The following is a 24503-nucleotide window of genomic DNA, read 5'->3' on the forward strand; positions in this document are numbered from 1 at the left end:
ATGCACGCCGCTTACGCCGCACAACCAAGCCACCCATCTACCGTCAACACACCACTTGAAGCGCGCGCGCTAAGCCACGCCTTCAGCGGCACCAACGCCCTGCTCGACATCAACCTGGCGCTGCCCGCCGGCAGCGTGCTGGGCCTGATCGGGCGCAACGGCGCCGGCAAGTCGACCCTGATCCGCGCCCTGCTGGGCCTGCTTGAGCCGCTGTCGGGCCAGGCCCGCGTGTTCGGCGAGCCGGCGCTGCAGCTGTCGGATGCGGCCAAGGCGCGTCTTTCCTACGTGCCGCAGCAGCCCGAGGCGCTGTCGTGGCTGAGCGCGGCGGAAATGTTCGAGTTCCTGTCGCGCTTTTATCCACGCTGGGACGGCGATTTCGCCAAACGCACGCTGGAGCGCTGGGGCATCGCGCCGAAGCGGGTGATGGCCAAGCTGTCGCCCGGCGAGCGCCAGCGCGTCGATCTGATCCGCGCGTTGGCCTCGCAACCGCAGCTGCTGGTGCTGGACGAGCCGGCCGCCGCACTGGACCCGGTGGCACGCCGCGAACTGCTGCGCGAGGTGGCGCTGCGTGCCGGTGAAGCCGGCGCCACGGTGTTGTTTTCCACGCATATTGTCTCCGACCTGGAGCGGGTGGCCTCGGACATTGCCTTCATGCACCAGGGCCGGCTGCTGATGCACTGCCCGGTGGATGACACCAAGGAGCGCTATGCCCGGCTGTGGTTGCCGGCCAACCAGTCGGCCGCGGCACCAGAAACAGCCCTGAGCCATCGTCGCCATGCCGATGGTTCGCTGAGCCTGGTGGTGCAGCGCGAGGGCGACGCCTGGCCGGCCGCCGCTTCGCTGCCCGGTGCACGGGTGGATGCACTGGGCCTGGAAGACCTGTTTGTCGAGGTGGCCGAGTAATGCACGGCGTTACCTGGATAGCGCCCTGGCGCGGCACGCATCGCGCCACCGCGATCATCGGCTCGATCATTCCGCTGCTGTGCGTGCTGATTACCGCAGGCCTGGCCATCTGGACACCCGCCGACAAACGGCCGGTGCCAGTGGCGATTATCGCCGGTGGCCTGACATTCCTCAGCGCTTTCGCGCTGGCGCCGGCGGCCTTGATGGCCCGCGACGCGGCCCGACTGCGGATACCGCAGATGGCGCGCAGTGTGGGGTTGAGCATGGCTGCGCTGGTTGCCGCACTGGCGCTGCTGGCGGCGTTGGTCTGGGGGCTGGCGGGCGCCGATGCCATCCATGCCGGCGTCGGTGTATTGGCCGGTCTGGCCATTGGCCTGGCCTGGGCGCTGCTGCCGCGCCAGTTGGGCTTGCTGTTTTGCTTCCTGCCGATCCTCATCAGTAGCGGCCTGTGGCATCGGCTGACGCCGGCCTGGGCTCTGGTCCATCCGCAAGCGGCCTCAGCGCTGGCCGTGATGGCGCTGCTGGCGGCGGTTACCGCAATGTGGCGCGGCTTCGTCCACGATCACCCACCGCTGCGCCGCTTCGGCACGCCGATGGTGGAAAACTTCAATAGCCGAACCCCTGGCTGGGCCGGCCAGTTCGACAACCAGAATCAGGCCCGCCAGTTGCGACGCACGCCGGACTGGCTGCGCGCGGCACCGGATTTGCGCCGCACCGGCCCGCCCCATGCCGAGCGCAGCGTGCGTGTGCTGTTGGGTCAGTGGTATGTGCCGATGCGTCTGGGCGATCGCTGCAAGCAGCTGCTGCCGCTGCTCGGTAGCGCGCTGGTGTTCGTGGTGGTGATGGGGCTGAGCCACCTGCATGAGGGCCATGGCGAGTCATGGACCTATATGGGCGTGATGTTCGTGGTCTGGTTCGGCAGCTTTGTGCCGTTCATGCTGGCCTTCAGCGTGCTTTCGCTGCTTTACGGGCGCTGGGCCCGTCGCAATGCCGAACGCAGTTTGCTGGCCCTGTTGCCCGGCATGGGCGACGCACCGGCGCTCAAGCGGGCCATGCTGCGCGCGGCGCTGCGTCCACCGCTGCGGTTTCTGGTCGGCCTGAGCGTGGTGCCGGTGATCATCGATCAGCTGACCGCGTCCGAGCGCATCGCCCTGCCCTTCATTCTCACCATCCAGGCCGGCACCGCACTGGCGCTGCTGGCCGGTGTGCTGACGATTTTCAGTGGTCGCCGTGTCGGCCCGTGGACGTTGGCGGTGATGGGTATCGTCGGCCTGGGCCTGGTGTTGGCCAGCCTGATGATGCCGCTATTCACACGCCATATGACGCCTGATCACACGCTGCTCGGCCATGCCCTGCTGGCGCTGGCCTGGGCCGTGCTGGCGACGTGGCTTGCTGTCCTTAGCTGGCGCGGCTGGAAAGCCTATCAGCGCCTGCCGCATCCGTGCATCACGGACTGACACGACATCAACGAGGGCCCATGGATGAACCGCCTGTGGATAAGTATGTGGATGACGCCCAAGCCTGGCGTTTCGCGACCCTTGCGCGCGGCGATGGGACATCGTCCGCTGCGCTGGCCGGGCGCCATCGGACTGGCGGCAGCCATGGTCAGCGCCTGGGCGCTTCAGTTGCGCGGTGAAACCGGCGGCATCTGGCTGGGCTTGATGATCGGCCTGGGCGCACTTGGCCGTGGCGTGGCTGACACCGGCGAGAGCGCCAACCACGAACCACCCTCGCCGCCACGCTCGCGTTGCAGGAGTCGCCCATGAAACCACCTTACCTTTGTGCACCATGGCGCTGCGTGGCACCGGGCGCACGCGCATTCACCGGCATCGTGATGGCACTGAGTATCGTCGGCGCCGCACTCACGCTGTTCTTCAGCGCGAAGGACGCCGCCAGCGGCGCCGCGGTGATACTGGCCATGGGGCTGCTCTTCAGCGGCATGCTGACCTGGGCGGGAGCGGCCAGCATGGCACGCGATGCCTGGCGCCTGCGTTTGCCGGGCACGGTGCGTGCCATCGAGCACGGCATCGTGGTCACCGTCATCGCGCTGCCGATATTGACGGCGGTGCTGTGGGCGGCGCTGGGCTTGCCCGCGTGGCTAGCAGCGAGCCTGGTGGCCGCCGGCCTGATCGTGGGCGCAAGCTGGGCACTGGCACCGCGTGGCATCACCCTGACTATGAGCTTTGCTCCGATGCTCGTTATCGCCCTGCATCAGCTGCGCTGGCTGCCCGCCCTATCTTCCATGCAGCTTGGGATCGTGCTGACGGTGCTGGCGCTGAGCCTGCTTGCGTTGTCCGTGGCTGCCTGGCGCGGCGTGGTGCGCGACCGGCCCGTGCTGGCCTGGCTGGGTCCACCCACCTTAATGGCGGTCGGCGTCGACTTCTCGATGGGAACATCGAGCTCGTCCCTGACCACGCAACGGCTGCGCCAGCAGTCGGCGCTGGCCACACGGCGACGCGCCCACCCGCAGCTCTCCCGTACCGGCCCATCGCAGCCTGTCGGCAACCTCTGTCTGCTGCTCGGTCCCGCCTCCATGCCGGTCAGCTTCACGCAACGCTTCAAGCTGCGTTCGCTGGGCATCATCAGTGGGGCGGTGCTTTACCTGTGGGTTGTGCTGGCGCCGCACACCTGGCGTGGGGTAGGCACCCTCGTCTCATTCATTGCGCTGTGGTTTGCCGGCCTGATCAGCCTGTTCATCGCGCTGGTTGTCGCCAGTCAGCTGCACCAGCGCTGGAAGCCAGGCAACCCCGAACGGCCATTGATGGCATTGACGCCGTCGCTGTCGCCGCCGCCCAGCACGCGGCGCCACCTGCTGGTCGCCACACTGCGCACCCCCTACGCAACGATCGCTCTGATCGCCATCGCTCAAGTGATGGCCGCTCTGCTGGCGGGCAATACACGGGTGTTGGTGGCTGGCGTGATCACCCAGGCGGCCATCGCGCTGGCTTTGCTGGCCGCTGTGATGAGTGTGCTGGGCCAGTGCAGGCCATCGCGCTGGATGACCTTGGTATGGATCAACCTGGGCTGCGTATTGACCTCGCTCAGCAGCTTTCTGCCGATGAGCTTTACCGGCGTTGCGAGCGCCACTGACCGCTGGATCATCCTCGGCCTTGGTGCCGGCTGGCTGCTGTTCGTCGCCATGTGCATGCATCTGATCCGACACGGCTGGCGGTGTTTCAACGCCCTGCCCAACCCGTGGACCATCGCCTTGGCGTCGTCTTTTGCACAGGTGTAAGGTTTTTGGCTTCACGCTCAAGCTGCGCGGCGCAGGCAGCTCCGGGGCCGATGGCTGGCGCCTTAAACGCAGCGAGAAACTCAAGGATGAAAATGAGCTTTGTATCCAAACGCACGCTGTGCGACCGCTACGACCTGACCTGGGTGCAAGCCGAGGCGATCGTACGCCAGCAGGTGGCCCAGCGCCGGGTGCAGCGCGTCACCCTGCTGCTATGTGTGCCCTGCATCGCGCTGCTTCTGGTGGCGATGTTCGTGCTGCATGGACGATTCCTGGCACTGGGGCTGGTGCTGCTGAACACGGTTGCGCTATGTGCGCCACGACTGCTGGCCTTTCAGGGCATTCACGCCGAAGCGGCCCGACAGGCCGGACCGAGGGCAAAAGGCGCCAGCGCCGGCCTGGCGGGTAACGCTTCATAAGCCGCCGCTACCCCACCGTATCCGAACTGATGCATACCTATGGCCTGCCATGCGCGCAGGCCGAGGCCTTGATCGAGCGCCATGCTTGGCGCTATCGGCGTCAGCGGCGCGGCTGGCAACTGGCCTGGCTGCTTTGTTTACCGGTGGCGCCCATCGTCATTGACCTGTTGCACGATGCCCTGACCCGCGGCCTATGGCTTGCCTTGCAGCTGCTGCCTTTGGCGGCCATGGTCGGGTTGACGTTCGTGCCGCGCCTGGCCTGCGCCGAGGACATCTGGCGCGAGGCGGCGTCCGTCCGGGGCACCTCGGACGCACGCTGACCCGGCACCGGCGTTTACGCGCTATTGCCAAGTGTGCCCTTAAAGTGAATGCCTTCGCAGTCGGAGGGAGTCCTACGTGCCCGCATCCCGGACCTGGTCGCGTTACGCGCACATCGCCCATTTCATGATCAAGTACCGCAAGGCCGGCCTGTTCGACGGGCTGGACCTTGAGATCGAGGACACCCTGCTGGGCGCCGAGCACGGCTCGGTGCCACCGGGTAAGCCTGAGCAGTTTGTCGACGATCTGGAGGCGCTCGGCCCCACCTTCATCAAGATTGGCCAGGTGCTGTCGACACGACCGGACATGGTGCCGGCGCCGTACCTGAGCGCGCTCGAGCGCATGCAGGACAGCGTGGCGCCGGTGCCGGTGGAGCAGATCCGCAAGGTGATCGAGGACGAGCTGGGCGTGCGCATCAACCGTGCCTTTGCCTCGTTCGACGATGTACCGCTTGCCGCCGGTTCCATGGCGCAGGTGCACACAGCGGTGCTGCGCGATGGCACCGAGGTGGCGATCAAGGTACAGCGGCCCGGTATTGCCGAGACCATCCGCGAGGATCTGGGCATTCTTTCGCGCCTGGCCGGCGCCGCCGACCGCCTCACCGAAATGGGCCGCCGCTATGGATTTTCCGACTGGGTGCACGAGCTGCGCCGCAGTCTGGCCAACGAGATCGACTTCGAGATGGAGGCGGAGAACCTGCGTACCTTTGCCGAACGTCTGCGGCCGTATCCGCGTTTGTGCGTGCCGACGCCGTTTGCCGATCTGACCACCTCGCGCGTGCTGACCATGGAGCGCGTGCGCGGCGTCAAGGTGACGCAGATTCCGCCCGTGCAACGGCTGGAAAAATCGCTGACCGAGCACGCCAGCGAACTGCTGCGCGCGTATCTGGACCAGGTCTTCGTGCATGGTCTGGTGCACGCCGATCCGCACCCGGGCAACGTGCTGCTGAACGATGCCGATCAGCTGGCGCTGATCGATCTTGGCATGGTCGCCCGGCTGCCGCCGCGCACCCGTGGACAGGTGCTCAAGCTGATGCTGGGCGCCATCGACGGCAACGGCGAGCAGGTCTGCGAGATCAGCGAATCGCTGGGCACGGTGCTGGAGGATTTCCGCGCCGAGGACTACCGCCGCGAAGTGGCACAGCTGGTCTCCGGTTATGCCGGCATGCACCGCGGCGCGCACGCCTATTCGGAAGGCCGCATGATGCTGGAGCTGACCCGTGTCGGCGCCGCTTGTGGCCTGCGTCCGCCGCCGGAGTTGAGTCTGCTCGGCAAGACGCTGCTGAACCTGGAATCGGTGGTCGATGCGCTGGAGCCGGCGCTGAACGCGCGCGGGGTGGTCGAGCGGCATCTGCAAAAGGTGCTGCGACGCCAGGCTTTGCACGCCATGTCGCCGCCGAATCTGGCCAGCGAAATGCTGGACATGCAGGAACTGGCCCGGCACACGCCGCAGCACGTGGCCGCCATCTTGCGCACCCTGGCCGAAAATCGCATGCGCGTGCGCATCGACGGCCTGGAAGAATCGCGCATGATGGAAAACCTGCAGAAGATCGCCAACCGTATCGCCGCCGGCGTGATCGTGGCGGCGCTGGTGATCGGCGCGGCGCTGATGGGAAGCCATGTGCATGGACCGACCTGGTTCGGCTATCCGGCGCTGGCAGTGATCTTCCTGATTGTGGCCGCCTTGCTGGGCGTGGCGCTGGTGATCAGCTCACTGCGCCGCGATCGCGATGTACGCCAGCTGGCGCGCCGGCGGCGACCTTGATGTCACCCGCCTGGCCGCTTTGCCCGGCGATCGTGTGGCCGTGATGTGAGCCGGGTGTGTCGCACCTGTGGTGTCCGCACGTTTACTTATGCACAGGCTGTGCACAAAGCCCACCCGGGGGTGACGCAAATTCCGCGAAAAACATGAGCATTCACCCTTGGTTGGCCGGCGCGGCCCAGCATGGGGTCACTGGCCACGGGGGGACCGTGGCACGCAAGGGATCCAAGGGAGACACCCATGTTCACACGCAAGAGTCTCATCATCGCCCTGCTGGTGCTGGTGGCTTTCGCAGGCACCGCATTCACCATCGGCAGCGTGATTGCCGCCGATGCCACCAACGGCCTGGCCACCGCCAGCTTCGTACGCAAGGCCAGCGCCGATGGCACCGCCGAGGTGGAGTTGGCACAGATTGCCCTGCGCAATACGCAAGCGCCCGATGTGCGCGCGTTCGCCCAGCGCATGATCGATGATCACAGCGCGGCCAACCAAAAGCTTGCCGCGCTCGCGGCGCAGCGCAACTTGTCCACACCGCCGCCCAACGCCCAGGCGGAGAACCTGATCAACCGCTTGCAGGGTCTGCACGGCAAGGCGTTCGACAAGGCCTATGCCAGCGCCATGCTGAAAGACCACAAGAAGGCCGTGAAACTGTTCGAAAAAGCCTCGCGCGGCGTGGGTGACAAGCCGGTGCGCAATTTCGCCGCGCACACCCTGCCGACGCTTAAGCAGCACCTGGCCATGGCCAGGAAGCTGGAAAAAGCGCACGGCTAAGGCTAGCGCCCCAGGCGTCATCCCCAGACTTATCCACAAGGCCCGGCGCCGCGCCGGGCCTTGCTGTGTCTGGAGTCGTCACCCTCAGAAAAGCTCACCCTGCGGTGACGGCGGCCGCGGTGGCTGGAACAAATCGCAGCGCAGCCGGGTTTCGCGCGCGCGGCTCATGCCATGGCGGCGACAGGCCACGGCAAAGCGCTGGCGCAACAATTGGGCAAACGGGCCGGCGCCGCGCATGCGCTGGCCGAAGCGAGCGTCGTAGGTGCGCCCGCCGTGCATCTGCGACAGCACGCTGAGCACATGCGCCTTGCGCTGCGGCGCGTGCAGCTGAAGCCACTCGGCAAACAGCGCCTTCAGCTCATGCGGCAGGCGCAACACGGTGTATCCGGCCGAGCGCGCACCGGCCGCCGCGGCTCGCTCGATAATCCGCTCCATGTCGGTGTCGTTGAGTGCCGGAATCATCGGCGCGGTAAGCACGCCGGTGGGGATGCCGGCCGCGCTCAGGCGCTCGATGGCCTTCAGGCGCCGGTGCGGCGCGCTGGCGCGCGGTTCCAGCGCGGCGGCCAGCCGGTTATCCAGACTGGCGCAGGAAACCAGCACTAGTACCAGGCCGTCGCGCGCCAGGTCGGCCAGCAGGTCGATATCGCGCTCGACCAGGGCATTCTTGGTCACCAGCGTGCAAGGGTGGCGCGTCTGCACCATCACTTCCAGCAGCTGGCGGGTCAGCGTCAGGCGCTTTTCCAGCGGCTGGTAGGGGTCGGTATTGGAGCCGATGTTGATGGCGCTGCACCGATAGCCGGGCCGCGCCAGCTGCGCGCGCAGCACCTGGGCCGCATTGGTCTTGGCAAACAGCTTGGTCTCGAAATCCAGCCCCGGCGAAAGATTCAGATACGCATGCGAGGGTCGCGCGTAGCAATAAATGCAGCCCATGCTAATACGTACAGCGTCAAGTGTTCATCCGTATGTATCGGATTTTTCGATCAATTTTAGCGTTCTGCGGTACCGTGTTCATGAACATCTTTCCGACCGGACAACTTCGACAGCTGGCCGAGAAGGTCACCTCGAATAGATCAACGAAGCGAAAACCAGCCAATGCCCCGCCTCCGACTAATGTTCTTGCGACGACGCCATCTGCGACGACGCCATCCGCGCAGCCACTACTTCAACACACTGATGCTCCAAAGCACTCTTTTACCTAGGTCTTGGACCCCAATGGGTGTAACAGATTGGAGTCGTAACTATCCCTCGCCCCTGAGGTTGGGAGTCTTTTGAGCCGGAACTAGCCTTTGGTGCGATAGTCTGTCTCGCGGACAGCCATTTCCAAGGACGTGAACATGCCGGCCTCAGAAGACAAGAAGACAGCGCAGACCATTGAAGCGTGGATCAATGATCGCAGTGACTGGTTGCGTCGAGCTGCTTCAGAGTTTCTCGCGAATCGTCGAATGCCAACGCCTGGGGAAATCACAGCATTGGCGGCTCATTGTCTGGCGGAAGTCGAACAGAGATTGGAAGTGAAGTCTGCGCCCCTTGAGGACGGCGCCATTGAGACAGTTCCAGCCGGTGATGAGATCCGATTGCGGTCGGTTTCACGGGTCAAGGGCGTTAACGCGCTTCACTCTGACACGACTCTAGATATTGATCGAGGGAACGTCACCGTAATCTACGGTACCAATGGTAGTGGCAAGACGGGTTACGCGCGATTGATCAAAGAACTTTGCGGGGCTAGAGCGAAAGACGATCAACTCTACGGAAATGTGTTTAGCGGAGAGCAGACAGAGCCCGCGGCGAATATTGTCGTCGCGATAGATGGTAAGGATCGCCCTCCGATCCCGTGGACGCTAGGCGCTGGGCCAATTCGTAGTTTGGTATCAGCCGCACAAGTATTCGATACATCGGCAGCATCGCTCTTTACTGATAAATCAAACAAAGCGACGCATGAGCCGAGATCGATGCGGTTCGTCTCTGGGCTAATTGCGATCTCAGATCGTGTAGCCGATTCGCTACGCCAGCGGAAAGAGCAATTAACATCGAAGTTGCCGGCCATGCCCGGGGAGCATGCGGATACACCTGCGGTCGAGTTCTTTCAGAATTCGTCTAAGGCGACGCCCGAGCAAATTAGCGAAGCATGCACGCTCCCTGAGAACATCGATGAAGAGATCGCCGAACTGGAAGGAGCGCTTTCTGCTGAGGATCCGGCAGGAAGGATCGCGGGCCTAGCGACCGCCCTCCTGCGCAATGAGGGAATCCGTACGACATGCGCTGAATTGGCGGCAGGGCTAACCGATGCCGCGATTGTTGTATTGGCAAGGGTTCGCAGAGATGCGATCACGAAGCGAGCGGCTGCCACTGCCTTTGCCAGTGAGCTCTTCGAGGGCGTGCCCCTCGCGGGGGTAGGTGATGCAGTCTGGCGCGAGCTTTGGAGACACGCGAAGGACTATTCAGAAAAGGTCGCGTATATAGGGCGGGAGTACCCTGTGCTGGTCGATCAAGCTCGTTGCGTCTTGTGTCAGCAAGAGCTCAGCGACGAAGCGAGATCTCGTATGACCAGCTTCTATCAATATCTCGAGTGCGAGCTTGAGACTGCGGCGAAGACCGCAGAGCTTGCACTGGACGATGCGGTAACCGCCTTCGTGAAGGCCCCAGATGCGAACTTCTGGCCGTTAGTTGAGGCAGCAACCGGGCTCGCCGAAGACGTCCTGAAGCCTGTTCAGGATGCCTTGAAGGCCCGCTTCGGCGCGGCTGAGAAATCTGACGAACCTGCAGGCCTTCCTGCAATGGACTTTGCGCCGATCGTGAATGCGCTCGCGAAGGCGGATGAGCAACTTAAGCGTGATAGAGAAGCGCTGGTTGCAGTTGCTGGCGCACAAGGTCGGGAGCAAAAAGCTGCCCGTTTGAGAGTGCTGAAGGCACACAAGTGGCTCGCCGGCATTGAGCCCTCTTTACTAGAGGAGTGTGCGCGTCAAACTGCCCTCAAGTCGCTTGAAAGCGCAATAAGTCTTGCCTCCACTCATGCACTTACCAGGAAGGTCGGTGAAATCGCCAAAGATCACTTGGTAGGCGGTTACTTGGAACGCTTCAACGAGGAACTCACGCGACTGGGCGGAGGAACCGTTCGCGTGCAGTTGACCGCCAAGCCGGAGGGTAAGGGGCACTTCAGCTTTGCTCTTGAGCTCCGCGATGTAAAGGCCAAAGTCCAACCTCGTACGGTGCTCAGTGAAGGCGAGCAAAGAGCTGTGGCGCTAGCTTCCTTTCTTGCAGATGTCACGGGGGCATCCCGAGCAGCGCCGGTCATCTTTGACGATCCGATTTCATCCCTCGATCAAGACTTTGAGGAAAAGGTCGCTGCACGACTTGTGGAGCTTAGCCAAGCTCGCCAAGTCATCGTGTTCACGCATCGTCTATCGATGATGACGCTGCTGCAAGATGCCGCGAAAAAGATGGTGGAATTCGGTCAGCCTGTGGGCGTAGTAGTCCAGGTGATCGCCCGAACTGAGTCGGGCGCAGGTGTACCGTCGGAGATCGATATCTTTTCTCAAAAACCGAAAGCTGGCCTCAACAACTTGATACAAGGGATCGATGGTCTGGCGAAAGTCCCGGCGAATGTAGATCCGTATGCGCGCGCTGGACTTTGCAGCACCTTCCGTCTCTTCTTGGAAAAGATCGTTGAATATCACCTATGTGCGGACGTTATCGCTCGATATAGGAGAGATGTTCAGACCAAGAACAAAATTGCCAAGCTCGCTTTGGTGACGCCTGAAGATTGCCAACTTATAGACGAGATGATGTCGAAGTATTCTGGGTTCGTGCACTCGCAAGCCCAAGAGGCGCCATCAGAAGTTCCGAGCGCTCAGGGCCTTAAGGAAGACGTGCTGCGCGTCAAGACGTGGCTCGATGGCTTCGAACAGCGGGTTAAGGGGGCATTTCCTGCGAAGTAGCTGCTCCAGTGGATCGGTTGCCGTGGTCGTGTTTGACTGGGCACGGATGTCGACACGCCAAAGCTAGGCGCCACAGTAGGACCGGTCTGGGCTCTAAGGGTTAGATGCGGCCTGGCTTCGATGCAGGTGGATGTATTCCATCGCCCCACCGGCAGGCCCAGGGTGGACTTGGCGCCCGGTGGCTTGCTAGTTGCCAGTGTCACGAAGGTAGAAATTTGGCTGAGCTAATCCCCATAATGGTGTGATAGATCTACGGCCAAGTGGAGTTCCCAGGATTGCGTGGACACTTTTGGAGAAAGTAACGAAATCGCTGGAGGTGACAAGTGGCCAAGCGCTCTGGAAGCAGCGTCGTTCGGCGAAAGTACGAGTTCATCAAATCGAAGCAGAAAGAGCATAACGTCAGGATGATGTGCCGTTTGCTGGGTGTGGCCCCCCAGCGGATACTACGCATGCCTCAACAATCCGCTCTCCGACGGGGCTCGGGAGGACAAGCGCCTGCTCCGTCTGATCCGAGCATCATTCAATGCGAGCCAGGGTGTTTACGGTGCACCGCGCGTCTTTCTTGATCTTCGGGAAGCTGGCGAGACATGCAGCAAGCATCGTGTCGCACGATTGATGCGCGAAAACAATTTGCGCGCGAAGCGCGGCTATCGCACTCGTCGTTATGTCGCAGGAGGGAAGTCAGTCGAGCTGATCCCGAACCTCTTCAAGCGCAACTTTGATGTCTCACAGCCCAATCGCATCTGGGTCACCGACATCACGTATATCCGGACCTGGCAAGGCTGGCTCTACTTGGCCGTTGTGCTGGAGCTCTTCTCACGAAAGGTGATCGGTTGGGCTACCCGTCAGACCATCAATCGTGAACTCGTGCTGGACGCTATGTTGATGGCAGTTCGCCAGCGCCAGCCGGACGACACCATCGTGCACTCAGATCAAGGATCACAGTATGGCATCGACGACTGGCGGCGCTTCTTTCGGTCGAATGGCCTGCGACCAAGCATGAGCCGACGAGGAAACTGCTGGGACAATGCTGTGGCAGAGTCCTTCTTCTCGAGCCTGAAGAAGGAGCTCGTTAAGAAGCGCATTTACAACACGCGCCAGCAAGCCACCGACGATATCGGCGACTATATCGAGAACTTTTACAATCGGACGCGTCGGCATCAGCACCTGGCTGGTGTCAGTCCCGAGCAGTTCGAGGCGGCGGCACAGCAATAGTGATTTGTGTGCCCACGGAATCCTAGGAACTCCAGCTTACCAAAGTGAGTGCAATGCTCGTCAGCCATTACCTAGACACGCCCGAGTCGCCGTTCCTGTCTCCGCTGAAGGTCGCAACCACCCTGTCTCTTCAGTTGCAGGACTTGGCTGACAGCGCCCATGTCCATCGAAATGCCTTGGCCGCTCGGCCGCATTCACCAAAAGTCCAGGCACTCCTCAGGTCCATCCTGCGCGTGGTGTCTGCTACCACGGAAGTGTTCGGCGATCAGGACATTGCGCTAACCTGGATACGCAACGAGCCTGTGCCGGCGTTCCGGCACAAGACCGCGCTCGATCTCGTGCTAGAAGGACGTGCAGAAGACGTGGTGTTCTACTTGGAGTCGGTCTCAGGCGGCTTCGTCGGATAGCCGCGCAGGTTTTCTCTCCGTTTCCTCGAATAGCTGCTCACTCGAGGTCGGTAGTTACCTCCTCTTTCGACACACGTCTGACCTATGAGTCGGCTGAGTCTAAGGCACGTCCCGATTCTTCCACTTTTTGCTGACTGTTGAAGGGCAGTGTACGTCGGGGCCTTAGTGCTTTAGTTTCCACTGGGGATCGGCTTGTGCTTTCGCGTAGGCGCTGCTCAACAGCTCAGTATTGGTCATGCTGTCCACGGGTAGTCGGTTGATCTGCTGCTGCACAAGCTTGAGGTTGTTGCCCACCTCTATGTCTGGATGGAGATACTCAAAATTGGCTTCGTCCCGCTTCCAGTTGGCTCTTCCCTTAGCGATTTGGTAAGCGGGAAGTGTCGGTTCGGCGTCAATCTCTCGCCCGAAGGCTGGGATTTTTGGCGGCGTGGAGACAGCAGCTGATGAGTAGGCCTTGCTCACCACGCCAGATTGAGTTTCGTGAGTATTTCCACTTAGTCCTTGCCCGCGAAGAAGAACGAAGAACATGACCTGAAGGAGGATCAAGTAGACCCCCGGAGATCGAAATTTTCCCACGGCGGCGATGATGAGAGGAATGATTGCAATGGCAATCGATGTTCCGGCAGCCGCAGCAATCCATGCGGTGATGGACAGAACGCCGTCATGTGGTGCTCCCTCCACCAATAGCCTTGAAAGGCACCCAGCTGACAGGGTCAGCAGTACGTTGCCGATCCACGTTGCTTTGATGTCACGCGGTACTAGATGCGCCGAGGCACCCGTTGGAACTTTCCAGGCCATGCTCACCCTTCGCCATTAGTCCATTAATGGCACGAGCCTAATGCCATGGAGCCTGGAAACTCCACCACCAGTGGGACCCTGGATAGGGTGCCGAGCGGAAGGCCCATAATCAGACCGGTTACCAGAAGCCGCCCATGAAGCAGCGCAGCGTGCATCAGTGTAGAGGTGATGCGCGTTGCGCTGTGTGCGTCATGGTATCGGCAGTGAGATGGGCGTTGACTTGATCATTTGGCTAAGCGCAGGGAAAGGATCTACGCCGGTCCACTCGGTGAGCTGCGAGATGGAGACCACTTGGCAGATTGCGGCATTATCATCTGAGCACACCCAGGCGGCAGCCCCTACGCCGGGCTCGTAAACGGCTTTCCAAGTGTAGTCAGGAACGATGACATGGTCCGTACCAATCGTCTTTGGATTGGAGGATGCGAACATCGGCCCACTGACCACGTAAACAGAACCATACTGCTTGGCCATATCCCGGGTGTGCACTTCGATCTTCTCCCACTCTCCACGGTTGAGCGTGGGGGTCTGCGGGACGACGTTTTCCATCGAGAACGTCTCCTTCTCAGCCGCAGGACTACCCGGGTCCGCCGCCGGTGCCATGTGCCCTCGGTCGTAACCGCTGTTGGTGTAGTCAGCGCTTGATCCCCTGTCCGCATCCGGGATGTTGTGATCCTGGTGCCAAGAGCCGGTCCGGGAAAACGCCTCGTTCGCCTCCACATTGGCTGCGGTCAGGTACTCGGCTGAATACAGGTCACCCATTGTTTGCCCTGACGCCTCGAGCACATAGTCGGTGTAGCAGACTTGGGTCGTTCGCGCTGTCAGGTTTGCGGGTAGAGTCGGCGGCTGCCCTCCGACGAAAAATTGTGGACACGCCGTAGCGGCTAGGGCGACGTGAATCGAACCTAGGGCCATGAGCCCGACGAGAAGGCAATTCCTCACTTTCATGTTTTTCCCCATCCAACGATCGCCTTGGATGATCCGTGGAATCCATGACAACGGGGATGGGTCACTGCTCAATTTAGGCATCTCAAATGGGGCGGCATCATAACTGCGACGCCGTTCTCACCTCGCGAGCCAGCGTGCCTCTCAACTTATTGGAGCGACCAACTCCTGCCCTTGGTTCCGTGGCGCCCCTATCTTCTTGCTCACCGGGTAGTACTCAAGCGAGGCTTCAGGCAACTGCTGGAGCAGTGCGCGTGCGTCGTCGGGTGTTCCATCGATCCATGCGCACAGGCGATCGGGAGGCAGGATGACTGGCTGCCGGTCGTGGATGTTTCCAGAGACTACGCCGGCGGCGCCAGTAAGCACGGCGAATGTGCGCACCCCCTCGGCACTCTCATCACCCTTCGGTCGCCAGGCTTCCCAGATACCGGCGCACAGGAGCACGGTTCGGTCAGGTGCATGGATGAAGTACGGCTGCTTTCCATTGTCGAGCTGCTTCCATTCGAAGTAGCCGGACATGGGCACGATGCACCGGCGCTTTTTGAAGGCAGCGCGGAACATCGGCTTTTCGGCCACCGTCTCCATGCGGGCATTGATGCCTGCGCTGGCGATCTTGGTGTCCTTGGCCCAGCTTGGCACCAACCCCCAACGGAGGCCTTTGACTTCGAGCCTGGCATCCGCGTTGCGCGCCATGACGGCAGCCGTCATGGTCGGCGCGATGTTGTACTGTGGCTCGCGCTGGTTGAGTGCTTCGGCCAGGTCAAGCTGCGGATCCATGTCGCGCAACGCGGCTTCGGCCTCGGGCGATAGATCGATAGGTGCGTAGCGTGCAAACCGGCCGCACATGGAGTCCTCCGGTATCTCTTGCCATGAGACGGGAGCGGCGTATCTTGATTATCTGCCTTAATATCAAGATTGCCTTATGTCCCAGAGCTCATCATCGCACGGCGGCGCCAGACCCGGAGCCGGCCGGCCCAAGCAGGAACCCTCCAAACGCATCAGCGTCCCGGAAAGCCAAGTGCCAACGGTGCTGGCATATCTCGATGCCTACCGGCAGCCCACACGCGCCGGTGACCCCGTACCTGTCTCGTCGAGCCCAACCACCTTGGCGCTGCCGGCCTTCGCACACAATGTGCCAGCGGGCTTCCCGTCCCCAGCCGACGATTACCGCGATGACGAAATCGACCTGAATCGCGAGATGGTGCTGCAGGGCCACGAAGCGGCCACGTTTGTGCTGCGCGTCAGTGGCTGGTCCATGATGGGCGCCGGCATTCTGGACGGTGATCGCATCGTTGTTGACCGAGCGCTCAATCCTCAGCATGGCGACATCGTGGTGGCCATCGTCAACAACGAGCTCACCATCAAGCGTCTTGGCCGCGTCGAGGGCAAGCTCGCCCTCATCCCCGAAAATCCGCACTTCCAGCCCCTGGTGCTGGATGAAGGTGACACGATGGAAATATGGGGTGTTGTGGTCAGCAGCCTGCGCACGTTCAAACGAGGTGGCTGATGTCTGCCTCTCGACGCATTGCGCTGGTCGATGCCAACAGCTTCTACTGCTCTTGCGAGCGAGTGTTTCGGCCTGACCTTGATCGCGGCGCCGCCGTCGTAGTGCTGTCCAACAACGACGGCTGCGTGGTGGCCCGATCAGCGGAAGCCAAATCGCTAGGCATCCCTATGGGTCAACCGTGGTACATGCTGCGTGATGAGGCGCGAAGGAAGCGCTGGCCTGTAGTGGCCTTTTCCAGTAACTACACGCTTTATGGAGACATGTCGGCACGCTTCATGTCGGTTCTTGCGCAGTTTGTGGCGCCGCAGGACGTCGAGCAATACTCCATCGACGAGTGCTTTCTGGACTTTACTCACCACCGCGTCGACCTCGCCGCTACCGGCCGCCAAATCCGTGATCGCGTCAAGCAATGGACAGGCCTGCCGGTGTGTGTGGGTTATGGCGCCACGAAGACGCTGGCCAAGCTCGCCAACCATTGCGCGAAAAAACAGCCGCAGTGGTCTGGTATCTGTGATCTCACGGGACTTTCCAACGCTGAACTGTCCGCCGTGCTGGCCAGCGTTAAGGTGCAGGATGTCTGGGGCATTGGCCGTAAATTGGCCGAGTCACTTATCCGTGGTGGGATCACTACCGCGGAGCAACTGCGCCAGGCGGATGCCAGGCGTATCCGTGAGCGTTTCAATGTCGTTGTCGAGCGAACAGTGGCTGAGCTACAGGGGATTCCCTGCTTGGCATGGGAGACGGAGCCGCCGGCTAAGCAGCAGATCATCGCGTCCCGTAGCTTCGGTGCGCCGCTCTACACGCTTGATGAGCTGCGCGAGCCCATCCATATGCATGCTGGACGCGCGGCGGAAAAGTTGCGGGCACAAGGATCAGTCGCTGGAAGGGTCGGGGTGTGGATAGAAACCAACCGCTTCCGCGCTCAAGACGCGCAATACTCCCCTACTCGCTCCGTTCGGCTGCCCACGGCGACAGCAGACAGTGCAGACATTGCGGCCTGGGCGTCGCACGTGCTGAAGAGCATCTGGCGAGATGGGTACCGCTATGTGAAAGCTGGGGTCATGCTGGACGAATTGCGGCCGGCAGGCATGGCACAAGGCACATTGTTCGACCCAGCCCCGGCAGGGCTCGACTCAAGCCGAGGTGAGCTTATGGAGCTGCTAGACAAGGTGAACGACAAATGGGGCCGCAATGCGATGGGCATTGGGCACGCCGGCGTGCGCGCTGCACGTAGCTGGGATATGCAGCGAGGCATGATGAGCCCGCGCTATACAACAGCTTGGTCAGAGCTAAGAGCCGTGGAGTAACCCGCCGCCGTGCCGCCAGGACTGGTCCATACCTGGCCAAAGCGGTTCCGTCGGCATGCCCGGCGGCGGGTGATCACATTGTCGTACTAACGAGGTGGCAGTTCTGTCAGCGTGGGCTGACAAAGGACGAAGGCCAGCGTCCGATGTGCCAGCCCTCTTCAACCGACAAGATGCATCAGGAATTAGACGCGTGCTGAGTTGATCGAGGACACCGAGAGGTCTTAAAAATGGAACGAATCAATCCCGAATACTCAGATCAATTTTTCATGATCTGTTCGGCGAACGTGCTGAGCGACGATCAGATCTGGAATACCCGGCTCGTGAGGCCGCTCCGTGTCCTGCCAAGCTCAAGCTAATTCACTCGCATCTACCCTACGATCACGTTTCGACCGCCCCCGCGGTGCAGCACGCCTAGGTACATGGCAATCGGCGGCTCCCGTCGCTCGGGGGCGCACCGCGCATAGAAGTCAGGCGACCGTTCTGGCTGAGGAGGTCGTGCCCTTGACCTGAAAGGTATGGCTTAGCTTCGTCGCTTCGCGACCTGAGACTCAATCACCCCGCAAAGTCGGCACTTGGTGGGGCAAATCCGCATAATGGCGAGGTTTATAGACCGCCAAGACCATAGGCACGCATGAACGCAGTTGAGATCGAAGAAGCTCTGTCAGAACTGGCTATCCAACCCTTTGACCCGGTTGAGTTTCCCTATTCATTTCTGGCGGCGCTGGACAACAAGGAAGTTACCCTCAAACGCCTGCGGAAAGGGGATACCAACGCCTCGGATGTCCCGGGTGGCGTTCTGCAGCGCAATAAGATCCATCTGGCGGTATGCCCGAAAGGTGAGGTTCCACAGACCCTCCAATTGCTTCGAAATAGCCCCAAGACCAGTCAAGCCAAGGCCAAGTTTATTCTGGCGACTGATGGTGTGACCCTCGAAGCGGAAGATCTCACCAGCGGAGAGCCCCTGGCGAGTGAGTTCGACAAGTTCGCAGAGCATTTCGGCTTCTTCCTGCCGTTGGCCGGCATCTCCACGGTCAAGGAGATCAAGGACAACCCGATCGATGTGCGCGCGACAGGGCGCCTGAACAAGCTCTACGTCGAGTTGCTCCAGAACAACAAGGCCTGGGCCAAGGCCGAGCGCCGCCACGACATGAACCACTTCATGGCGCGCCTCGTGTTCTGCTTCTTTGCCGAGGACACGGACATTTTCCCTGGTGCCGGTCTCTTCACCCGCACCATCAGCCAGATGACCGAGCCCGATGGCTCCAACACAGACGAGGTGTTGGAAATCATCTTCCGCGCGATGAACGTGAAACACGGCGAGCGCGAAGCAGCCGCGATCCCGAGCTGGGCCGCCACATTCCCCTACGTCAATGGCGGGCTCTTTTCGGGAAGTACCGCAGTCCCCCTGTTCACTCGAACCGCACGCTCGTATCTGATCCGAGCCGGTGAACTCGACTGGAAGGAGATCAATCCCGACATCTTCGGTTCGATGATCCAGGCCGTCGCCGACGACGAGGAGCGTGGTTCACTGGGCATGCACTACACCAGCGTGCCGAACATTCTGAAGGTGCTCAACCCACTCTTCCTTGACGACTTGCGCGCCCAGCTGGAAGCGGCCGGTGACAACAAGATCAAGCTGCTTAACCTTCGCAAGCGGATGTCACGCATCCGAGTCTTCGATCCAGCGTGCGGGAGCGGCAACTTCTTGGTCATCGCCTACAAGCAGATGCGGGAGATCGAGTGGGAGATCAACAATCGGCGGGGCGAGCCCAACCTTAGGAGCGAGATTCCGCTGACAAACTTCCGGGGCATCGAGCTACACGACTTCCCTGCCGAGATTGCGCGCCTGGCGCTCATCATCGCCGAATTCCAGTGCGATGTGCTCTACCGAGGGCAGAAGGAGGCACTGGCTGCCATGCTCCCGCTCGACGCGCAGAACTGGATCACCTGTGGCAATGCTTTGCGGTTGGATTGGCTCTCGCTGTGCCCGCCCACGGGCAGTGGGGTGAAGATGGCTGCAAACGATCTTTTTGAAAAGCCTCTGGATCAAGCTGAGATCGATTTCGAAAATGAAGGTGGGGAGACGTTTATCTGCGGCAACCCTCCCTACCTTGGGTCACGGGATCAAAAGGACGCACAAAAGTCAGACTTGTCTTTAATTCTTGAAAAGAGGATTAAGAATTGGAAATCTCTTGACTATGTTTCTGGCTGGTTCATGAAAGCAGCTGATTATATTTCCTGCACAAAGTCGACGGCAGCATTTGTCTCTACGAACTCAATATGCCAAGGATTGCAGGTTCCCATCCTATGGCCTGAGATTCTCAGATCTGGCTGCCATATCGAATTCGCTCATACATCTTTCAGATGGTCAAATTTGGCCAAGCGCAATGCAGGTGTAACCGTCGTTATCGTAGGGTTAGAAAATAATGCGCGAAATCTGAAGCGACTGTTTTCCCTTGATGACGAAGGAAACGTGATTGAGAGGCAGTGTTCAGAGATCAATCCGTATCTTTCTGCTGGTGAAAGTGTCATCGTCGAAAAATCCTCAAAGGTCTTGTGCTCACAGAGCGACATGACTTTTGGCAACACTCCGATTGATGGGGGACATCTATTGATGTCTCGGGGGGAGTTGGATGAGTTGAATCTCAGCAATGAACAGCAGGCAAAATTTGTAAGGCGCATTTATGGATCTGCTGAGTTCATCCGAGGACTAGAGCGTTACTGCCTATGGATTGAAGATAAACATCTTGAGGAAGCGCAATCCATTCCTTCGATCGCAAATCGAATTAAGAATGTTCGCGACCTTCGAGTGAAGGGTGGGAAGACTGCTAGAGGTATTTCAAATAGATCACACCAATTCCAAAGAATGTTTTGTGGCCTTAAATCTACCCTAATTGTTCCCAGCGTCTCTTCCGAGTCTCGCGAATACTTGCCGTGCGGATACATTACTAATGGAAGCGTAGTCTCTAATCTGGCTTTTGCATTATTCGATGCCCCGCTTTGGAACATGGCACTGATTGTGTCGCGGTTACACATGGCTTGGATTGCCGCGGTGTGCGGAAAGCTGGAGACGCGCTACAGATATTCCAATACCCTAGGCTGGAACACCTTCCCTGTTCCCACGCTCACCGAGCAAAACAAGGCTGATCTAACGCGCTGTGCCGAGGACATCCTCATGGCCCGCGAAGCGCACTTCCCCGCGACCATTGCGGATCTCTATGACCCCGATGAAATGCCTCAGAATTTGAAACGGGCTCATGAGAGGAATGACGAAGTGCTGGAGCGCATCTACATCGGACGACGCTTCCGCAACGACACCGAGCGGCTTGAGAAGTTGTTCGATCTCTACACCAAGATGACGGCGGCAAAGGCAATGCCGAAGAAGGGGGCGAAAGCCAAATGAGCATGGACAGCAACCCGACCAACCACTACACCGTCCCCTCGGTGTCGATCGCCACGGCGCGCACGGGCGCATCCAGCAAGCTCAACGCGTTGGGCATGCGTCCGATGCAGGAGCGCGCCTACGCCAAGCGGGGTGAACAGTATCTATTGATCAAGTCCCCGCCTGCCTCGGGTAAGTCGCGAGCGCTGATGTTCATCGCCTTGGACAAGCTCCACAACCAGGGACTCAAGCAGGCGATCATCGTGGTGCCCGAGCGCTCAATTGGCGGGAGTTTCGCTGACGAAAAGCTGACGGATCACGGGTTCTGGGCAGACTGGGTGGTGCCGCCTCAGCGCAACCTCTGTAACGCCCCGGGCGACGACAACGGCAAGGTCGCCCCGTCCAAGGTCAGGGCCGTCGGTGAATTCTTGGCAAGTTCGGACCAGGTGCTCGTTTGCACCCATGCGACTTTCCGCTTCGCTGTGGACGAATTTGGGATCGACGCGTTCGACGGACGGCTCATCGCGGTCGACGAATTCCACCATGTCAGCAGCAACCCGGACAACAAGCTCGGTAGCCAACTGGGTCAGCTTATCGCGCGTGACCAGGTCCACGTGGTCGCGATGACCGGCTCCTACTTCCGTGGCGACACGGTCACTGTGCTCTCCCCCGAGGATGAGGCCCGGTTCGAGACCGTGTCCTATACCTACTACGAGCAGCTCAACGGCTACACGTATCTCAAGTCTCTGGACATCGGTTACTTCTTCTACACCGGGCGCTACCTCGACGCGATCATGAAGGTGTTGGATCCGTCGAAGAAGACCATCGTCCACATCCCGAACGTCAACGCTCGAGAGAGCCTCAAGGACAAGCACAAAGAGGTGGATGAAATCCTTGAAGCGCTGGGCGAGTGGATGGGCCGGGATGAAACCACCGGCTTCCATCTGATCAAACTGAAGGATGGACGGACGCTTAAGGTGGCCGACCTCGTCGATGACAGCGACCCAGCCCAGCGTTCGAAGATCCTTGCTGCGTTGAAGGATCCAAGCCAGAAAGAAAACCGGGACAACGTCGACGTCATCATTGCGCTGGGGATGGCGAAGGAAGGCTTCGACTGGATTTGGTGTGAGCACGCCCTGACGATTGGTTACCGCAGCAGCTTGACCGAGATTGTGCAGATCATCGGACGCGCCACCCGTGACGCGCCAGGCAAGGAGCGGGCCGCATTCACCAATCTGATTGCTGAACCCGCCGCGGACGAAGACGTGGTGGTGGACGCGGTCAATGACACCCTCAAGGCGATTGCCGCCAGCCTGCTGATGGAGCAGGTTTTGGCGCCTCGCTTCGAGTTCACGCCCAAGAACCAGGGCCCCAAGGATGACTTCGATTACGGCCAGGGCGGCTACCAGGAAGGTAAGCCCAACGTTGGCATCAACACCAAGACCGGAGCGGTGCATGTCGAGATCAATGGCCTGGCGATGCCCAAATCCGATGAAGCGGCGAGGATCTGCAAGGAGGACCTGAACGAGGTCATCACCTCGTTCATCCAGGACAAGCCCACTCTGGAGAAGGGGTTGTTCGACAAGGAAAACACCCTTCCAGAAGAGCTGACCCAGGTGCGGCTTGGCAAGATTGTCCGCGACCGCTACCCCGAACTCAGTGAAGAAGATCAGGAGGCCGTGCGCCAGCACGCTATCGCCGTGTTGAACGTTACCCAGCAGGCGAAGCAAAAATTGGCGGACACCGACGCCAAGGGTGAACAGGGCAACACCTCGCTGATTGATGGGGTGCGCAAATTCGTCAACGTCCGGGATCTGGACATCGACCTCATTGACCGGATCAATCCGTTCGACGCCGCTTACGCGGTGCTCGCCAAGGCGATGGATGAAAAGATCCTGCGGCAAGTCCAAGCCAGCATCGCGGCGAAGCGAGTCGCCATTTCGATTGAGCAGGCGCGAGACTTGGCCAAGCGCGCACTGGTGTTCAAGAACGAACGCGGTCGGCCACCGGAGATCACTGCAACGGATGCCTGGGAGCGACGCATGGCGGAGGGCGTAGAGGCCCTTAAGCGTCACCTGGCCCAACAGAAAGCTTCCGAAGCCAAGGGAGGCGCCAATGTCTGAGATGGATGACGAAGGCCTGCTGGCCGCTCTTGGCGTTGACGTCACTCCTGTCAAGGCAAGCTCCCATACCCCAGAGGAGCAGCGCATCATTGCGGGCTTTGAAGATATCCTTCGCTTCGTCGAAGCCCACGGTCGCCCCCCCCAGCACGGCGAGGATCGGGATATTTTCGAGCGCATCTATGCCGTCCGTCTGGATCGACTGCGTGCATTGAAGTCGACGCACCCCCTGCTGTCGCCAATGGATCCGCTTGGGCTGCTGAGCTCCGCCCCCAGCCATACCACCTCTGAAGCAGCCGACGCATTAGACGATCAGGCGCTCCTTTCACAGCTCGGTGTGGCTTCGGATGCCGACGAGAGTGACATAACCCACCTCCGTCACGTCCGTTCCTACGAGGAACGTAAGGCTGCGGAAGAGATTGCGAACCGGATCAAGTGCGAGGATTTCGCACACTTCCAGCCGCTGTTCGAGAAAGCCGAGATCGACCTGAACTCCGGCGAACGAAAAACGCTCCGATTCGGTCGGGATGCCAGTGTTGCTGAAGACAACTTCTTCATCCTTGGCGGGCAGATGGTCTATGTCGCTGAAATGAGCGAGCCGTTCGCCGCACCCAACGGCGATACAGATGCGCGCTTGCGCGTGATCTATTCCAACGGCACCGAGAGCAACCTACTGATGCGCTCGCTGCAGCGCGCGCTCTACAAGGACGAGACAGGCCGCCGCCTGACCGATCCTGGTGCAGGGCCGCTGTTCAGTGAAGAATCGGAGCCCGACGATATCGAGAGCGGCACGATCTACGTGCTCAGAAGCCAGTCAGACATCCCGTTTGTAGCGGAGCACCGAGAGCTTATTCACAAGATCGGAGTGACCGGGGGCAAGGTGGAGAAGCGGATCGCCAACGCGGTCAACGACGCGACCTACCTGCTCGCGGAAGTCGAAGTTGTTGCGAGCTATAGGCTCTCCAATATCAACCGGACGAAGTTGGAAAACATCTTCCATCGACTGTTCTCGTCAGCTCAGATCGATCTGACGATCTCTGACCGTTTCGGCAAGGAAGTGCGCCCGCGAGAATGGTTCTTGGTGCCACTGCCGGTCATTGACGAGGCAGTCCGGCGGATCGTAGATGGGTCAATTGTGGATATGGTCTACGATGCGAAGACCGCGACACTGGAGCGCTCACGGAAGTGAATCTCAACGTGGCAGCCGCCGTGTCTTCGGCGATCATGAGTGTCCCGGTCATCGGCTCCGCCTGACAGGCTCAGGGGGTGTTTGTGTCGGCTAACGCCTAACTCGCGGGACAAGTTAAGCGTCCGGCACTTGCGAATCGAGATCTGTAAGTCGTCACCGACGCCGCGCGTTGGTGACGCACTTGTGGTCCGGTAGGCCTGATATCGGGGCAGGTCACGATCCGAACGCCATCAGTGGCTGCCGCGTACACCTAACCCCCAAGCTTCATTCGAAGGCCGTCATGCCATCTTCGGCCTG

The 24503-nt window shown here is 60.5% G+C and carries 19 protein-coding genes and 1 pseudogene; 16 read left to right on the forward strand and 4 right to left on the reverse strand.

Annotated elements, in window-relative coordinates:
• The 8 genes from HBF24_RS08215 to HBF24_RS08250 all read left to right on the forward strand — a co-directional run bounded on the left by HBF24_RS08215 (position 1) and on the right by HBF24_RS08250 (position 7404).
• On the forward strand, positions 1-903 hold the full coding sequence (locus tag HBF24_RS08215) for an ABC transporter ATP-binding protein (RefSeq protein WP_167171656.1): 903 nt from the start codon (positions 1-3) through the stop codon (positions 901-903).
• On the forward strand, positions 903-2360 hold the full coding sequence (locus HBF24_RS08220) for a hypothetical protein (RefSeq protein ID WP_167171659.1): 1458 nt from the start codon (positions 903-905) through the stop codon (positions 2358-2360). The genes HBF24_RS08215 and HBF24_RS08220 overlap by 1 nt, the downstream gene beginning before the upstream one ends.
• A gap of 24 nt (positions 2361-2384) precedes the next feature.
• Positions 2385-2669, forward strand: coding sequence for a hypothetical protein (locus HBF24_RS08225; RefSeq protein WP_167171661.1), 285 nt, complete (start codon positions 2385-2387; stop codon positions 2667-2669).
• A complete protein-coding gene (locus HBF24_RS08230) occupies positions 2666-4138 on the forward strand; it encodes a hypothetical protein (protein ID WP_167171665.1) in 1473 nt (490 codons plus the stop codon). The genes HBF24_RS08225 and HBF24_RS08230 overlap by 4 nt, the downstream gene beginning before the upstream one ends.
• A 92-nt stretch (positions 4139-4230) precedes the next feature.
• On the forward strand, positions 4231-4554 hold the full coding sequence (locus tag HBF24_RS08235) for a hypothetical protein (protein ID WP_167171668.1): 324 nt from the start codon (positions 4231-4233) through the stop codon (positions 4552-4554).
• Between the two features lie 29 nt (positions 4555-4583).
• Entirely contained in the window at positions 4584-4874 is a 291-nt protein-coding gene (locus tag HBF24_RS08240; RefSeq protein ID WP_167171670.1) for a hypothetical protein, read from the forward strand.
• Between the two features lie 76 nt (positions 4875-4950).
• Positions 4951-6636, forward strand: coding sequence for an AarF/UbiB family protein (locus HBF24_RS08245; protein WP_343162733.1), 1686 nt, complete (start codon positions 4951-4953; stop codon positions 6634-6636).
• Positions 6637-6873: 237 nt separating this feature from the next.
• Positions 6874-7404 (forward strand): DUF4142 domain-containing protein, encoded by a 531-nt coding sequence (locus HBF24_RS08250; RefSeq protein WP_167171672.1) that lies wholly within the window; start codon positions 6874-6876, stop codon positions 7402-7404.
• An 84-nt stretch (positions 7405-7488) separates the two neighbouring features.
• Here HBF24_RS08250 and HBF24_RS08255 read toward each other — a convergent pair whose 3' ends face one another.
• Positions 7489-8334: a PA0069 family radical SAM protein gene (locus tag HBF24_RS08255; protein ID WP_167171675.1), complete on the reverse strand. Its 846-nt coding sequence runs from the start codon at positions 8332-8334 to the stop codon at positions 7489-7491.
• A gap of 404 nt (positions 8335-8738) precedes the next feature.
• Between HBF24_RS08255 and HBF24_RS08260 the strand changes: the two genes are divergently transcribed.
• The 3 genes and pseudogenes from HBF24_RS08260 to HBF24_RS08270 all read left to right on the forward strand — a co-directional run bounded on the left by HBF24_RS08260 (position 8739) and on the right by HBF24_RS08270 (position 12961).
• Positions 8739-11339 (forward strand): AAA family ATPase, encoded by a 2601-nt coding sequence (locus tag HBF24_RS08260; RefSeq protein WP_167171678.1) that lies wholly within the window; start codon positions 8739-8741, stop codon positions 11337-11339.
• A gap of 407 nt (positions 11340-11746) precedes the next feature.
• Positions 11747-12554 (forward strand): annotated as a pseudogene (locus tag HBF24_RS08265) (IS3 family transposase); the annotation flags it as partial.
• 53 nt (positions 12555-12607) lie between these two features.
• Positions 12608-12961, forward strand: a complete 354-nt coding sequence (locus HBF24_RS08270; RefSeq protein ID WP_167171681.1) for an MbcA/ParS/Xre antitoxin family protein — start codon at positions 12608-12610, stop codon at positions 12959-12961.
• Between the two features lie 162 nt (positions 12962-13123).
• Here the strand turns inward: HBF24_RS08270 and HBF24_RS08275 are convergent, their stop codons facing one another.
• The 3 genes from HBF24_RS08275 to HBF24_RS08285 all read right to left on the reverse strand — a co-directional run bounded on the left by HBF24_RS08275 (position 13124) and on the right by HBF24_RS08285 (position 15547).
• Positions 13124-13759 carry a hypothetical protein gene (locus tag HBF24_RS08275; protein WP_167171684.1) on the reverse strand — a complete coding sequence of 212 codons (636 nt, stop codon included), beginning with the start codon at positions 13757-13759 and terminating at the stop codon, positions 13124-13126.
• Between the two features lie 189 nt (positions 13760-13948).
• The gene (locus tag HBF24_RS08280) at positions 13949-14704 is read right to left on the reverse strand and encodes a DNA/RNA non-specific endonuclease (protein WP_240922343.1); all 756 of its coding nucleotides are present in this window, start codon (positions 14702-14704) and stop codon (positions 13949-13951) included.
• Positions 14705-14845: 141 nt separating this feature from the next.
• Positions 14846-15547 carry an SOS response-associated peptidase gene (locus HBF24_RS08285; RefSeq protein ID WP_167171689.1) on the reverse strand — a complete coding sequence of 234 codons (702 nt, stop codon included), beginning with the start codon at positions 15545-15547 and terminating at the stop codon, positions 14846-14848.
• Positions 15548-15623: 76 nt separating this feature from the next.
• Here HBF24_RS08285 and umuD point away from each other — a divergent pair, with 76 nt between their 5' ends.
• From umuD to HBF24_RS08310, 5 genes are all read left to right on the forward strand, one after another.
• Positions 15624-16208 carry a translesion error-prone DNA polymerase V autoproteolytic subunit gene (gene umuD / locus HBF24_RS08290; RefSeq protein ID WP_167171693.1) on the forward strand — a complete coding sequence of 195 codons (585 nt, stop codon included), beginning with the start codon at positions 15624-15626 and terminating at the stop codon, positions 16206-16208.
• Positions 16208-17515: a Y-family DNA polymerase gene (locus HBF24_RS08295; RefSeq protein WP_167171695.1), complete on the forward strand. Its 1308-nt coding sequence runs from the start codon at positions 16208-16210 to the stop codon at positions 17513-17515. The genes umuD and HBF24_RS08295 overlap by 1 nt, the downstream gene beginning before the upstream one ends.
• A gap of 631 nt (positions 17516-18146) precedes the next feature.
• Positions 18147-20918, forward strand: a complete 2772-nt coding sequence (locus HBF24_RS08300; RefSeq protein WP_167171698.1) for a class I SAM-dependent DNA methyltransferase — start codon at positions 18147-18149, stop codon at positions 20916-20918.
• Positions 20915-23020: a DEAD/DEAH box helicase gene (locus tag HBF24_RS08305; RefSeq protein WP_206064247.1), complete on the forward strand. Its 2106-nt coding sequence runs from the start codon at positions 20915-20917 to the stop codon at positions 23018-23020. Before HBF24_RS08300 ends, HBF24_RS08305 begins: the two co-directional genes overlap by 4 nt.
• Entirely contained in the window at positions 23013-24206 is a 1194-nt protein-coding gene (locus tag HBF24_RS08310) for a GIY-YIG nuclease family protein (RefSeq protein WP_167171701.1), read from the forward strand. The genes HBF24_RS08305 and HBF24_RS08310 overlap by 8 nt, the downstream gene beginning before the upstream one ends.
• Positions 24207-24503 lie beyond the last annotated feature (297 nt).

It is taken from the genome of Oleiagrimonas sp. C23AA (assembly GCF_011759385.1).
In the GTDB taxonomy this organism is placed as follows: domain Bacteria; phylum Pseudomonadota; class Gammaproteobacteria; order Xanthomonadales; family Rhodanobacteraceae; genus Oleiagrimonas.